Source organism: Staphylococcus sp. FSL W8-0056 (genome assembly GCF_037963075.1).
GTDB classification, from domain to species: Bacteria; Bacillota; Bacilli; order Staphylococcales; family Staphylococcaceae; genus Staphylococcus; species Staphylococcus aureus.
The window spans coordinates 1170954-1186941 of the sequence record NZ_CP150142.1 but is presented as its reverse complement, the minus strand read 5'-3'; the positions used below and the strand labels follow the sequence as shown (position 1 = coordinate 1186941).

The window sequence follows — 15988 nt, the reverse complement described above, 5'->3', positions numbered from 1 at the left end:
AGAAGGAACGTTTTAAATGCCTAATAAAATATTACTTGTAGATGGTATGGCGCTATTATTTAGACATTTCTATGCTACAAGTCTTCATAAACAATTTATGTACAATTCACAAGGTGTACCTACAAATGGAATACAAGGATTTGTGCGTCATATCTTTTCGGCAATACATGAAATACGCCCTACACATGTAGCTGTATGTTGGGATATGGGACAATCAACTTTTAGAAATGATATGTTTGATGGTTATAAGCAAAATCGTTCTGCACCACCAGAAGAATTGATACCACAATTTGATTATGTTAAAGAAATTTCAGAGCAATTTGGCTTTGTAAATATTGGCGTTAAAAACTATGAAGCGGATGATGTTATAGGTACATTAGCACAACAATATTCAACTGATAACGATGTCTATATTATTACGGGCGACAAAGATTTACTGCAATGTATTAATGACAATGTTGAAGTCTGGCTAATTAAAAAAGGTTTTAACATTTATAATAGATATACATTACATCGTTTTAACGAAGAATATGCCCTTGAACCACAACAACTAATCGATATTAAAGCGTTTATGGGTGATACAGCAGATGGATATGCAGGTGTTAAAGGAATTGGTGAGAAAACGGCTATTAAGTTAATTCAGCAATATCAAAGCGTTGAAAATGTGGTTGAAAACATTGATGCATTATCAGCTGGGCAACGTAATAAGATTAATGACAATTTAGATGAACTATATTTATCGAAGCGACTTGCTGAAATTCACACACAAGTACCAATTGATAGTGAAGCGCTTTTTGAGAAAATGTCATTTGCAACAACACTTAATCATATTTTATCAATTTGTAACGAACATGAATTACATGTTTCAGGAAAATATATTTCATCCCATTTTTAAAAAAGTATAAAATTTTATGAAAAATTAAACCAATTAAGTATAAAAAGACTATTTCTATCGATGCAAGGTAGAAATAGTCTTTTTGCGTATTTGGATATGTCAGAGTGAATAAATAAGACGAATTTTGATAGATACATATTTGATTAATCAATAGAGTTTAAAGAATTATATTTCATCCAAATAAATTACCATACACTACAAAATAGTACAGTTACAACTTTATTAATCTAAAAAACATATTTGATTAATTAGTTTTTGAGTCAATGTATTAATACAACTATAAATCAAATGGAGTATAAGAAATAAATATAGTGGTATAATTGCACATAATATTTAAGAATAAGAATAATATATTAAATATTTATTAACAAATTATAGATAAAATATGAATAATTAATTAATGGTATTTACATATTCATAACCAAAGGATAAAATAATTGTGAAATTATTCACAAATGAAAGAGGAGTGTTGCAAATGTTAGTTGCAGTAGTCAAAGAATTAAAACAAGGTGAAGGACGTGTAGCTTGCACACCCGAAAATGTGCGTAAGTTAACGGATGCAGGACATAAAGTAATTGTTGAAAAAAATGCTGGCATTGGTTCAGGATTTTCTAACGATATGTATGAAAAAGAAGGCGCTAAGATCGTAACTCACGAACAAGCATGGGAAGCTGATCTTGTTATCAAAGTAAAAGAACCTCATGAAAGCGAATATCAATATTTCAAAAAGAATCAAATTATCTGGGGATTTTTACATCTAGCATCTTCAAAAGAAATAGTAGAAAAAATGCAAGAAGTTGGTGTAACTGCGATTAGTGGTGAAACCATTATAAAAAATGGAAAAGCAGAATTATTAGCGCCAATGAGTGCTATAGCAGGTCAACGCTCAGCAATTATGGGAGCTTACTACTCTGAAGCACAACATGGTGGTCAAGGTACTTTAGTGACTGGTGTACATGAAAATGTGGATATACCTGGTAGTACATATGTGATTTTCGGTGGTGGCGTAGCAGCAACAAATGCAGCAAATGTTGCCTTGGGACTAAATGCTAAAGTAATCATTATCGAGTTAAACGATGACCGCATTAAATATCTTGAAGATATGTATGCAGAAAAAGATGTCACAGTAGTCAAATCAACACCAGAAAATTTAGCAGAACAAATTAAGAAAGCAGATGTATTTATTTCTACAATTTTAATTCCAGGTGCGAAACCGCCAAAATTGGTTACTCGTGAGATGGTTAAATCAATGAAAAAAGGTTCAGTATTAATCGATATAGCTATTGACCAAGGTGGAACTATTGAAACAATTAGACCAACTACAATTTCTGATCCAGTGTATGAAGAAGAAGGTGTGATTCATTATGGTGTACCAAATCAACCAGGAGCAGTCCCAAGAACTTCAACAATGGCATTAGCACAAGGAAATATTGATTATATATTAGAAATTTGTGACAAAGGCTTAGAACAAGCAATTAAAGATAATGAAGCCTTAAGTACTGGTGTAAACATTTACCAAGGACAAGTGACAAATCAAGGATTAGCTTCATCACATGACCTAGATTATAAAGAAATATTAAATGTTATCGAATAGATAATAATTTAAATGAAATTGAGTGAAATGAATATTTTAAATATAGCATTATAGTTTGGACTAAAAATTTACAAAACGGAAGGATGTAATTATTATGACAACCAACACAGTTACATTACAAACAGCACATATTGTAAGTTTAGGAGATATCGAAGAAGCTAAAGCAAGCATTAAACCATTTATTCGTCGAACACCACTAATTAAATCTATGTATTTAAGTCAAAATATCACTAAAGGTAACGTATATTTAAAACTTGAAAATATGCAGTTTACAGGTTCATTTAAATTTAGAGGTGCTAGCAATAAAATTAATCATTTGTCAGATGAACAAAAAGCTAAAGGTATTATTGGCGCATCAGCCGGAAATCATGCACAAGGTGTAGCTTTGACAGCAAAACTATTAGGTATTGATGCAACGATTGTGATGCCAGAAACAGCACCAATTGCTAAACAGAATGCTACCAAAGGATATGGTGCAAAAGTCATTTTAAAAGGTAAAAACTTTAATGAAACTAGACTTTATATGGAAGAATTAGCGAAAGAAAATGGTATGACAATTGTTCATCCATATGATGATAAGTTTGTCATGGCTGGTCAAGGAACAATAGGATTAGAAATTTTAGATGATATATGGAATGTTAATACGGTCATTGTTCCAGTTGGTGGAGGTGGCCTAATTGCAGGTATTGCCACCGCTTTAAAATCATTCAACCCATCAATTCATATAATCGGCGTTCAAGCTGAAAATGTGCATGGCATGGCAGAGTCATTCTATAAGAGAGCTTTAACTGAACATCGTGAAGATAGCACAATTGCAGATGGTTGTGATGTAAAAGTACCAGGTGAAAAAACATACGAAGTAGTAAAACATTTAGTAGATGAATTTATTCTTGTATCAGAAGAGGAAATAGAACATGCAATGCAAGATTTAATGCAACGTGCCAAAATCATTACAGAAGGTGCAGGAGCTTTACCTACAGCAGCTATTTTAAGTGGGAAAATTGATAAAAAATGGCTAGAGGGTAAAAATGTCGTTGCATTAGTTTCAGGAGGAAACGTTGACTTAACTAGAGTTTCTGGTGTCATTGAACATGGCTTAAATATCGCGGATACAAGTAAGGGTGTGGTAGGTTAAAACTTCCAATCTTAAAAATGAGGTGTAATTATGTCAAATGGTAAAGAATTACAAAAAAATATAGGTTTCTTCTCAGCGTTTGCTATTGTTATGGGGACAGTTATTGGTTCAGGAGTATTCTTTAAAATATCAAACGTAACAGAAGTAACAGGAACAGCAGGAATGGCCTTGTTTGTATGGTTCCTAGGCGGCATCATTACCATTTGTGCGGGGTTAACAGCAGCAGAACTTGCTGCTGCAATCCCTGAAACAGGTGGCTTAACGAAGTATATAGAATATACATACGGTGATTTCTGGGGCTTCCTATCAGGTTGGGCGCAATCATTTATTTATTTTCCAGCTAACGTAGCAGCATTGTCTATCGTATTTGCGACACAGCTAATTAATTTATTCCATTTATCTATAGGTTCGTTAATACCAATAGCAATCACATCTGCGTTATCTATTGTGTTGATAAATTTCCTAGGTTCAAAAGCAGGCGGAATTTTACAATCAGTTACTTTAGTAATTAAACTGATTCCAATCATCGTTATTGTAATTTTTGGTATTTTTCAATCTGGAGATATCACTTTTTCATTAATTCCAACTACAGGTAATTCAGGAAATGGTTTCTTTACAGCAATTGGTAGTGGTTTATTAGCAACTATGTTTGCATATGATGGTTGGATTCATGTAGGAAATGTTGCGGGGGAACTTAAAAATCCTAAACGCGATTTACCTTTAGCGATTTCAGTTGGTATCGGTTGTATTATGGCTGTGTATTTATTAATTAACGCTACATTTTTATTAACGTTGCCAATAGAACTACTTGCTGGTAACTTAAATGCAGCTTCAGATACATCAAAAATATTATTTGGTGAAAATGGCGGTAAAATTATTACAATCGGTATATTAATTTCTGTTTATGGTACGATCAATGGCTATACTATGACTGGTATGCGCGTACCATATGCAATGGCTGAAAGAAAATTATTGCCATTTAGCCACTTATTCGCAAAATTAACAAAATCTGGCGCACCATGGTTTGGCGCAATTATACAACTTATAATCGCTATCATCATGATGTCAATGGGAGCATTTGATACAATAACAAACATGTTAATCTTTGTTATTTGGTTGTTCTATTGTATGTCATTTGTTGCTGTAATAATTTTAAGAAAACGTGAACCAAATATGGAGCGTCCATATAAAGTACCGTTATATCCGATCATACCTTTAATTGCTATTTTGGCAGGATCATTTGTATTGATTAATACACTGTTTACACAATTTATATTAGCAATCATTGGAATTCTAATAACAGCACTTGGTATACCAGTTTATTACTATAAGAAGAAACAAAAAGCAGCATAAGGTAAGATAACTAGCATTGAGAATAAATGGATGGACTACTAATAAATTTAAAGTTTTACACATTAAAATCAAAAACCATTCAATTATTCTATCGAACAGACAAATTTCTGTTATGGAATTTGTCTGTTTTCAAAAGTATAGGGAGGCAAATAGAGATGGAAAAGCCGTCAAGAGAGGCATTTGAAGGCAATAATAAGTTGTTAATAGGAATTGTTTTAAGTGTAATAACGTTTTGGCTATTTGCACAATCATTGGTTAATGTTGTACCAATACTTGAAGATAGTTTCAATACAGATATTGGAACGGTTAATATCGCCGTTAGTATAACTGCTTTATTTTCAGGAATGTTTGTTGTAGGAGCAGGTGGTCTTGCTGATAAATATGGCAGAATTAAACTCACGAACATTGGTATTATCTTAAATATATTGGGTTCATTATTAATCATTATTTCAAATATTCCTTTATTACTTATTATAGGAAGATTAATTCAAGGACTTTCAGCAGCATGTATTATGCCTGCAACTTTGTCTATTATTAAGTCATATTACATTGGGAAAGATAGACAACGCGCTTTAAGTTATTGGTCAATTGGCTCATGGGGCGGCTCTGGTGTTTGTTCATTTTTTGGAGGTGCAGTTGCAACACTTTTAGGTTGGCGTTGGATTTTCATCCTATCAATTATAATTTCATTAATTGCGCTGTTTCTTATTAAAGGCACACCTGAAACTAAATCTAAATCGATTTCTCTAAATAAATTTGACATTAAAGGTCTGGTTCTTTTAGTCATTATGCTCCTCACTTTAAATATTTTAATTACTAAAGGATCAGAATTAGGTGTAACCTCACTTCTTTTTATCACTTTATTAGCAATTGCAATTGGATCTTTTAGTTTATTTATAGTTCTTGAAAAGCGTGCTACAAATCCTTTAATCGATTTTAAATTATTTAAAAATAAAGCTTATACAGGTGCAACAGCTTCAAACTTTTTGTTAAATGGTGTTGCGGGAACATTAATAGTAGCCAACACATTTGTTCAAAGAGGTTTAGGATATTCCTCATTGCAAGCAGGAAGTTTATCAATCACTTATTTAGTAATGGTACTAATTATGATTCGTGTTGGTGAAAAGTTACTTCAAACACTCGGATGCAAGAAACCAATGTTAATTGGAACAGGAGTTCTTATTGTCGGAGAATGTCTCATTTCATTAACTTTCTTGCCAGAAATATTGTATGTCATTTGTTGTATTATAGGTTATTTATTCTTTGGTTTAGGACTAGGAATATATGCTACACCATCAACAGATACAGCAATTGCAAATGCACCGTTAGAAAAAGTAGGAGTTGCTGCAGGTATCTATAAAATGGCTTCTGCATTAGGTGGAGCATTTGGCGTCGCATTGAGTGGTGCAGTTTATGCAATCGTATCAAATATGACAAACATTTATACTGGTGCAATGATTGCATTATGGTTAAACGCAGGTATGGGAATATTATCATTCGTTATCATTTTGTTACTTGTGCCTAAACAAAACGACACTCAATTATGATAATTGAGAATTAAATTGAAATCATACAAGTCGCTACAATATTAAACAAAAATATAAACCGATTCTTATGTGTCATTATTTTAAATGAACATAGGGATTGGTTTTTTATTGGTTTTTTATTACTCTTTTACGCTACTTTATTTATAATTATTATAAATTGTCACAAATTCAATTTACCTTACAATATATTTTGTGTTATTATATTCTGGGGCATAAATAAATTGTTCAACACATAGTTGTAATGTGTTTCAATACTTTTTGGATAGATTGCGAAATTGTATTGAATAGTCATCGTTTTAAATTTTTAAATGAGAATGGAATGAGCATTACAATATACAAGCAATCAAAAGTAAATACATTCACAACACAACAGAGACATAACAACAAGATAAGGAGTGAACAATAGCTGTGAATTATCGTGATAAAATTCAAAAGTTTAGTATTCGTAAATATACAGTTGGTACATTTTCAACTGTCATTGCGACATTGGTATTTTTAGGATTCAATACATCACAAGCACATGCTGCTGAAACAAATCAACCAGCAAGCGTGGTTAAACAGAAACAACAAAGTAATAATGAACAGACTGAGAATCGAGAATCTCAAGTACAAAATTCTCAAAATTCACAAAATAGTCAATCATTATCCGCTACTCATGAAAATGAGCAACCAAATAATAGTCAAGCTAATTTAGTAAATCAAAAAGTAGCGCAATCATCTACTACTAATGATGAACAACCAGCATCTCAAAATGTAAATACAAAGAAAGATTCGGCAACGGCTGCGACAACACAACCAGATAAAGAAGAAAGTAAGCATAAACAAAACGAAAGTCAATCTGCTAATAAAAATGGAAACGACAATAGAGCGGCTCATGTAGAAAATCATGAAGCAAATGTAGTAACAGCTTCAGATTCATCTGATAATGGTAACGTACAACATGACCGAAATGAATTACAAGCATTTTTTGATGCAAATTATCATGATTATCGCTTTATTGACCGTGAAAATGCAGATTCTGGCACATTTAACTATGTAAAAGGCATTTTTGACAAGATTAATACTTTATTAGGCAGTAATGATCCAATTAACAATAAAGACTTGCAACTTGCATACAAAGAATTGGAACAAGCTGTTGCTTTAATTCGTACAATGCCTCAACGTCAACAAACTAGCCGTCGATCAAACAGAATTCAAACGCGTTCTGTTGAGTCTAGAGCTGCAGAGCCTAGATCAGTATCAGACTATCAAAATGCAAATTCATCATATTATGTTGAAAATGCTAATGATGGTTCAGGATATCCTGTAGGTACATATATCAATGCTTCTAGTAAAGGGGCGCCATATAATTTACCAACTACACCATGGAATACATTGAAGGCCTCTGACTCAAAGGAAATTGCTCTTATGACAGCGAAACAAACTGGAGATGGCTACCAATGGGTTATTAAGTTTAATAAAGGACATGCTCCACATCAAAATATGATTTTCTGGTTTGCATTACCAGCAGACCAAGTGCCAGTAGGAAGAACTGACTTTGTAACAGTTAATTCAGATGGAACAAATGTACAATGGAGTCATGGAGCAGGAGCAGGTGCAAATAAACCACTTCAACAAATGTGGGAATATGGAGTAAATGATCCTGATCGTTCACATGACTTTAAAATAAGAAATAGAAGTGGCCAAGTAATATATAGCTGGCCAACTGTCCATGTTTATTCTTTAGAAGATTTATCTAGAGCGAGTGATTATTTTAGTGAAGCTGGAGCGACACCTGCTACTAAAGCATTTGGTAGACAAAATTTTGAATATATTAATGGTCAAAAACCTGCTGAATCACCGGGTGTTCCTAAAGTTTATACTTTCATCGGTCAAGGTGATGCAAGTTATACAATTTCATTTAAAACACAAGGTCCAACTGTTAATAAATTGTATTATGCAGCAGGTGGGCGTGCTTTAGAGTACAATCAATTATTTATGTACAGTCAACTATACGTCGAATCAACGCAAGACCATCAACAACGTCTTAATGGTTTAAGACAAGTGGTTAATCGTACATATCGCATAGGTACAACTAAACGTGTAGAAGTGAGTCAAGGAAATGTACAAACGAAAAAGGTATTAGAAAGTACAAACCTAAATATAGATGATTTTGTTGATGATCCTTTAAGTTATGTTAAGACGCCGAGTAATAAAGTGTTAGGTTTTTACCCAACTAATGCAAATACTAACGCTTTTAGACCGGGGGGCGTTCAAGAATTAAATGAATATCAATTAAGTCAATTATTTACTGATCAAAAATTACAAGAAGCAGCAAGAACTAGAAACCCAATAAGATTAATGATTGGTTTCGACTATCCTGATGGTTATGGTAATAGTGAAACTTTAGTTCCTGTTAACTTAACGGTATTACCTGAAATCCAACATAATATTAAATTCTTTAAAAATGACGATACTCAAAATATTGCTGAAAAACCATTTTCAAAACAAGCTGGGCATCCAGTTTTCTATGTATATGCAGGTAACCAAGGGAATGCTTCCGTGAATTTAGGTGGTAGCGTAACATCTATTCAACCATTACGTATTAATTTAACAAGTAATGAGAATTTTACAGATAAAGATTGGCAAATTACAGGTATTCCGCGTACATTACACATTGAAAACTCGACAAATAGAACTAATAATGCTAGAGAACGTAACATTGAACTTGTTGGTAATTTATTACCAGGGGATTACTTTGGTACGATACGTTTTGGACGTAAAGAACAATTATTTGAAATTCGTGTTAAACCACATACACCAACAATTACAACGACAGCTGAGCAATTAAGAGGTACAGCATTACAAAAAGTGCCTGTTAATATTTCGGGAATACCGTTGGATCCATCGGCATTGGTTTATTTAGTTGCACCAACAAATCAAACTACGAATGGTGGTAGTGAGGCAGATCAAATACCATCTGGTTATACGATACTTGCGACTGGTACACCTGATGGGGTGCATAATACAATTACTATACGACCGCAAGATTATGTTGTATTCATACCACCTGTAGGTAAACAAATTAGAGCAGTAGTTTATTATAATAAAGTAGTTGCATCTAATATGAGTAATGCTGTTACTATTTTGCCAGATGACATTCCACCAACAATCAATAATCCTGTTGGAATAAATGCCAAATACTATCGAGGCGACGAAGTCAACTTTACAATGGGAGTCTCTGATAGACATTCTGGTATAAAAAATACAACTATTACTACTTTGCCAAGTGGTTGGACATCAAATTTAACTAAATCCGACAACAAAAACGGCTCATTAGCTATTACAGGTAGAGTCTCTATGAATCAGGCATTTAACAGTGATATTACATTTAAAGTATCAGCGACAGACAATGTCAATAATACGACAAATGATAGTCAATCTAAACATGTGTCAATTCATGTAGGTAAAATTAGTGAAGATGCTCATCCGATTGTATTAGGAAATACTGAGAAAGTTGTAGTAGTCAATCCGACTGCTGTATCTAATGATGAAAAGCAAAGCATAATTACTGCCTTTATGAATAAAAACCAAAATATAAGAGGATATTTAGCATCAACTGATCCAGTAACTGTCGATAATAATGGTAACGTCACATTACATTACCGTGATGGCTCATCAACAACGCTTGATGCTACAAATGTGATGACATACGAACCAGTTGTGAAATCTGAATATCAAACTGCCAATGCTGCTAAAACAGCAACGGTAACGATTGCTAAAGGACAATCATTTAATATTGGTGATATTAAACAATATTTTACTTTAAGTAATGGACAAGCTATTCCAAATGGCACATTTACAAATATTACATCTGATAGAACTATTCCAACTGCACAAGAAGTTAGTCAAATGAATGCAGGTACGCAGTTATATCATATAGTTGCTTCAAATGCATATCATAAAGACACTGAAGATTTCTATATTAGTTTAAAAATCGTTGATGTGAAACAACCTGAAGGCGATCAACGTGTCTATCGTACGTCAACATATGATTTAACCACTGATGAAATCTCAAAAGTAAAACAAGCTTTTATTAATGCAAATAGAGATGTAATTACGCTTGCCGAAGGTGATATTTCAGTTACAAATACACCTAATGGTGCTAATGTAAGTACTATTACAGTAAATATTAATAAAGGTCGATTAACGAAATCATTCGCGTCTAACCTAGCTAATATGAATTTCTTGCGTTGGGTTAATTTCCCACAAGATTATACAGTGACATGGACGAATGCAAAAATTGCAAACAGACCAACAGATGGTGGTTTATCATGGTCCGATGACCATAAATCTTTAATTTATCGTTATGATGCTACATTAGGCATACAAATTACAACTAATGATATTTTAACGATGCTAAAAGCGACTACTACAGTGCCTGGATTGCGTAATAATATTACTGGTAATGAAAAAGCACAAGCAGAAGCAGGTGGAAGACCAAACTATAGAACAACTGGTTATTCACAATCAAATGCGACAACTGATGGTCAACGTCAATTTACGTTGAATGGTCAAGTGATTCAAATATTAGACATCATCAACCCTTCAAACGGTTATGGTGGGCAACCTGTTACAAATTCAAATACTCGTGCAAACCATAGTAACTCAACTGTTGTTAACGTAAACGAACCGGCAGCTAATGGTGCTGGCGCATTTACAATTGACCACGTTGTAAAAAGTAATTCTACACATAATGCAAGTGATGCAGTTTATAAAGCGCAGTTATACTTAACGCCATATGGTCCAAAACAATATGTTGAACATTTAAATCAAAATACAGGAAATACTACTGACGCTATTAACATTTATTTTGTACCAAGTGACTTAGTGAATCCAACAATTTCAGTAGGTAATTACACTAATCATCAAGTGTTCTCAGGTGAAACATTTACAAATACGATTACAGCGAATGATAACTTTGGTGTGCAATCGGTAACTGTACCAAATACATCACAAATTACAGGTACTGTTGATAATAACCATCAACATGTTTCTGCAACGGCACCAAATGTGACATCAGCAACTAGTAAGACAATCAATTTATTAGCAACTGATACAAGTGGTAATACAGCTACAACTTCATTCAATGTAACAGTGAAACCTTTGCGTGATAAATATCGAGTTGGTACTTCATCAACGGCTGCTAATCCTGTTAGAATTGCCAATATTTCGAATAATGCGACAGTATCACAAGCTGATCAAACGACAATTATTAATTCGTTAACGTTTACAAGTAATGCACCAAATAGAAACTATGCAACAGCAAGCGCAAATGAAATCACTAGTAAAACAGTTAGTAATGTCAGTCGTACTGGAAATAATGCCAATGTCACAGTAACTGTTACTCATCAAGATGGAACAACATCAACAGTGACTGTACCTGTAAAGCATGTCATTCCAGAAATCGTTGCACATTCGCATTACACTGTACAAGGCCAAGACTTCCCAGCAGGTAATGGTTCTAGTGCAGCAGATTACTTTAAGTTATCTAATGGTAGTGCCATTCCAGATGCAACGATTACATGGGTAAGTGGACAAGCGCCAAATAAAGATAATACACGTATTGGTGAAGATATAACAGTAACTGCACATATCTTAATTGATGGCGAAACAACGCCGATTACGAAAACAGCAACATATAAAGTAGTAAGAACTGTACCGAAACATGTCTTTGAAACAGCCAGAGGTGTTTTATACCCAGGTGTTTCAGATATGTATGATGCGAAACAATATGTTAAGCCAGTAAATAATTCTTGGTCGACAAATGCGCAACATATGAATTTTCAATTTGTTGGAACATATGGTCCTAACAAAGATGTTGTAGGTATATCAACGCGTCTTATTAGAGTGACTTATGATAATAGACAAACTGAAGATTTAACTATTTTATCTAAAGTTAAACCTGACCCACCAAGAATTGACGCAAACTCTGTGACATATAAAGCAGGTCTTACAAACCAAGAAATTAAAGTTAATAACGTATTAAATAACTCGTCAGTAAAATTATTTAAAGCAGATAATACACCATTAAATGTCACAAATATTACTCATGGTAGTGGTTTTAGTTCGGTTGTGACAGTAAGTGACGCGTTACCAAATGGCGGAATTAAAGCAAAATCTTCAATTTCAATGAACAATGTGACGTATACGACGCAAGACGAACATGGTCAAGTTGTTACAGTAACAAGAAATGAATCTGTTGATTCAAATGATAGTGCTTCTGTTACAGTAACACCACAATTACAAGCAACTACTGAAGGCGCTGTATTTATTAAAGGTGGCGACGGTTTTGATTTCGGTCATGTAGAACGATTTATTCAAAATCCGCCACATGGGGCAACGGTCGCATGGCATGATAGTCCAGATACATGGAAGAATACAGTCGGCAACACACATAAAACTGCGGTTGTAACATTACCTAGTGGTCAAGGTACGCGTAATGTTGAAGTTCCAGTCAAAGTTTATCCAGTTGCTAATGCTAAGGCGCCATCACGTGATGTGAAAGGTCAAAATTTGACACATGGTACAAACGCTATTGATTACATTACATTTGATCCAAATACTAATACGAATGGTATTACAGCAGCATGGGCAAATAGACAACAACCAAATAACCAGCAAGCAGGCGTTCAACATTTAAATGTCGATGTCACATATCCAGGTATTTCAGCTGCTAAACGAGTTCCTGTAACTGTGAACGTATATCAATTTGAATTCCCTCAAACTACTTATACAACAACAGTTGGTGGCACTTTAGCAAGTGGTACGCAAGCATCAGGATATGCACATATGCAAAACGCTTCAGGTTTACCAACAGATGGATTTACGTATAAATGGAATCGTGATACTACGGGTACAAACGATGCAAACTGGGCAGCAATGAATAAACCAAATACTGCACAAGTCGTTAATGCAAAATATGATGTCATCTATAATGGACATACATTTGCAACATCTTTACCAGCGAAATTTGTAGTAAAAGATGTTCAACCAGCGAAACCAACTGTCACTGAAACAGCGGCAGGAGCGATTACAATTGCACCTGGTGCGAACCAAACAGTCAATACTCATGCTGGTAATGTTACGACATATGCTGACAAATTAGTTATTAAACGTAATGGAAATGTTGTAACGACATTTACACGTCGTAATAATACGAGCCCATGGGTGAAAGAAGCATCAGCAGCTAATGTAACAGGTATTGTTGGAACTAATAATGGTATTACTGTGGCAGCAGGTACTTTCAATCCTGCTGATACAATTCAAGTTGTTGCAACACAAGGTAGTGGCGAAACAATCAGTGACGAGCAACGTAGTGATGATTTCACAGTTGTCGCACCACAACCGAACCAAGCGACTACGAAAATTTGGCAAAATGGTCATATTGATATCACGCCTAATAATCCATCAGGACATTTAATTAATCCAACACAAGCAATGGATATTGCTTACACTGAAAAAGTGGGTAATGGTGCAGAACATAGTAAGACAATTAATGTTGTTCGTGGTCAAAATAATCAATGGACAATTGCGAATAAGCCTGACTATGTAACGTTAGATGCACAAACTGGTAAAGTGACGTTCAATGCCAATACTATAAAACCAAATTCATCAATCACAATTACTCCGAAAGCAGGTACAGGTCACTCAGTAAGTAGTAATCCAAGTACATTAACTGCACCGGCAGCTCATACTGTCAACACAACTGAAATTGTGAAAGATTATGGTTCAAATGTAACAGCAGCTGAAATTAACAATGCAGTTCAAGTTGCTAATAAACGTACTGCAACGATTAAAAATGGCACAGCAATGCCTACTAATTTAGCTGGTGGTAGCACAACGACGATTCCTGTGACAGTAACTTACAATGATGGTAGTACTGAAGAAGTACAAGAGTCCATTTTCACAAAAGCGGATAAACGTGAGTTAATCACAGCTAAAAATCATTTAGATGATCCAGTAAGCACTGAAGGTAAAAAGCCAGGTACAATTACGCAGTACAATAATGCAATGCATAATGCGCAACAACAAATCAATACCGCGAAAACAGAAGCACAACAAGTGATTAATAATGAGCGTGCAACACCACAACAAGTTTCTGACGTACTAACTAAAGTTCGTGCAGCACAAACTAAGATTGATCAAGCTAAAGCATTACTTCAAAATAAAGAAGATAATAGCCAATTAGTAACGTCTAAAAATAACTTACAAAGTTCTGTGAACCAAGTACCATCAACTGCTGGTATGACGCAACAAAGTATTGATAACTATAATGCGAAGAAGCGTGAAGCAGAAACTGAAATAACTGCAGCTCAACGTGTTATTGACAATGGCGATGCAACTGCACAACAAATTTCAGATGAAAAACATCGTGTCGATAACGCATTAACAGCATTAAACCAAGCGAAACATGATTTAACTGCAGATACACATGCCTTAGAGCAAGCAGTGCAACAATTGAATCGCACAGGTACAACGACTGGTAAGAAGCCGGCAAGTATTACTGCTTACAATAATTCGATTCGTGCACTTCAAAGTGACTTAACAAGTGCTAAAAATAGCGCTAATGCTATCATTCAGAAGCCAATAAGAACAGTGCAAGAGGTACAATCTGCGTTAACAAATGTAAATCGTGTCAATGAGCGATTAACGCAAGCAATTAATCAATTAGTACCTTTAGCTGATAATAGTGCTTTAAGAACTGCTAAGACGAAACTTGATGAAGAAATCAATAAATCAGTAACTACTGATGGTATGACACAATCATCAATCCAAGCATATGAAAATGCTAAACGTGCAGGTCAAACAGAAACAACAAATGCACAAAATGTTATTAACAATGGTGACGCGACAGACCAACAAATTGCCGCAGAAAAAACAAAAGTAGAAGAAAAATATAATAGCTTAAAACAAGCAATTGCTGGATTAACACCAGACTTGGCACCATTACAAACTGCAAAAACTCAGTTGCAAAATGATATTGATCAGCCAACGAGTACGACTGGTATGACAAGCGCATCTGTTGCTGCATTTAATGACAAACTTTCAGCAGCTAGAACTAAAATTCAAGAAATTGATCGCGTACTAGCATCTCATCCAGATGTAGCAACGATTCGTCAAAACGTGACAGCAGCGAATGCTGCTAAAACAGCACTTGATCAAGCGCGCAATGGCTTAACAGTCGATAAAGCACCTTTAGAAAATGCGAAAAATCAACTACAACATAGTATTGATACGCAAACAAGTACAACTGGTATGACACAAGACTCTATAAATGCATACAATGCGAAGTTAACAGCTGCACGTAATAAGGTTCAACAAATCAATCAAGTATTAGCAGGTTCACCTACTGTAGATCAAATTAATACAAATACGTCTGCAGCAAATCAAGCGAAATCTGATTTAGATCATGCACGTCAAGC

At 34.4% G+C, this 15988-nt stretch carries 6 protein-coding genes (1 of these 6 running past the window's edge); all 6 read left to right on the top strand.

Annotated elements, in window-relative coordinates; translation table 11 throughout:
- Positions 1-16 precede the first annotated feature (16 nt).
- Positions 17-895 carry a 5'-3' exonuclease gene (locus tag NSS86_RS05835; RefSeq protein ID WP_001133021.1) on the top strand — a complete coding sequence of 293 codons (879 nt, stop codon included), beginning with the start codon at positions 17-19 and terminating at the stop codon, positions 893-895.
- Positions 896-1370: 475 nt separating this feature from the next.
- Complete coding sequence (gene ald / locus NSS86_RS05830) at positions 1371-2489, top strand: alanine dehydrogenase (RefSeq protein WP_000959424.1); 1119 nt, start codon at positions 1371-1373, stop codon at positions 2487-2489.
- Between the two features lie 94 nt (positions 2490-2583).
- Positions 2584-3624: a bifunctional threonine ammonia-lyase/L-serine ammonia-lyase TdcB gene (tdcB, locus tag NSS86_RS05825; protein WP_000210817.1), complete on the top strand. Its 1041-nt coding sequence runs from the start codon at positions 2584-2586 to the stop codon at positions 3622-3624.
- A 30-nt stretch (positions 3625-3654) separates the two neighbouring features.
- Positions 3655-4977, top strand: coding sequence for an amino acid permease (locus NSS86_RS05820; RefSeq protein WP_000064782.1), 1323 nt, complete (start codon positions 3655-3657; stop codon positions 4975-4977).
- A gap of 155 nt (positions 4978-5132) precedes the next feature.
- On the top strand, positions 5133-6524 hold the full coding sequence (gene norB, locus NSS86_RS05815) for a multidrug efflux MFS transporter NorB (RefSeq protein ID WP_000414695.1): 1392 nt from the start codon (positions 5133-5135) through the stop codon (positions 6522-6524).
- A 408-nt stretch (positions 6525-6932) separates the two neighbouring features.
- Positions 6933-15988 carry the beginning of a hyperosmolarity resistance protein Ebh gene (gene ebh, locus NSS86_RS05810; protein WP_001109346.1) on the top strand. Its footprint extends 22819 nt past the window's final position, so the window shows 9056 of its 31875 coding nt (coding positions 1-9056); it begins with the start codon at positions 6933-6935; its stop codon lies off the right edge, out of view.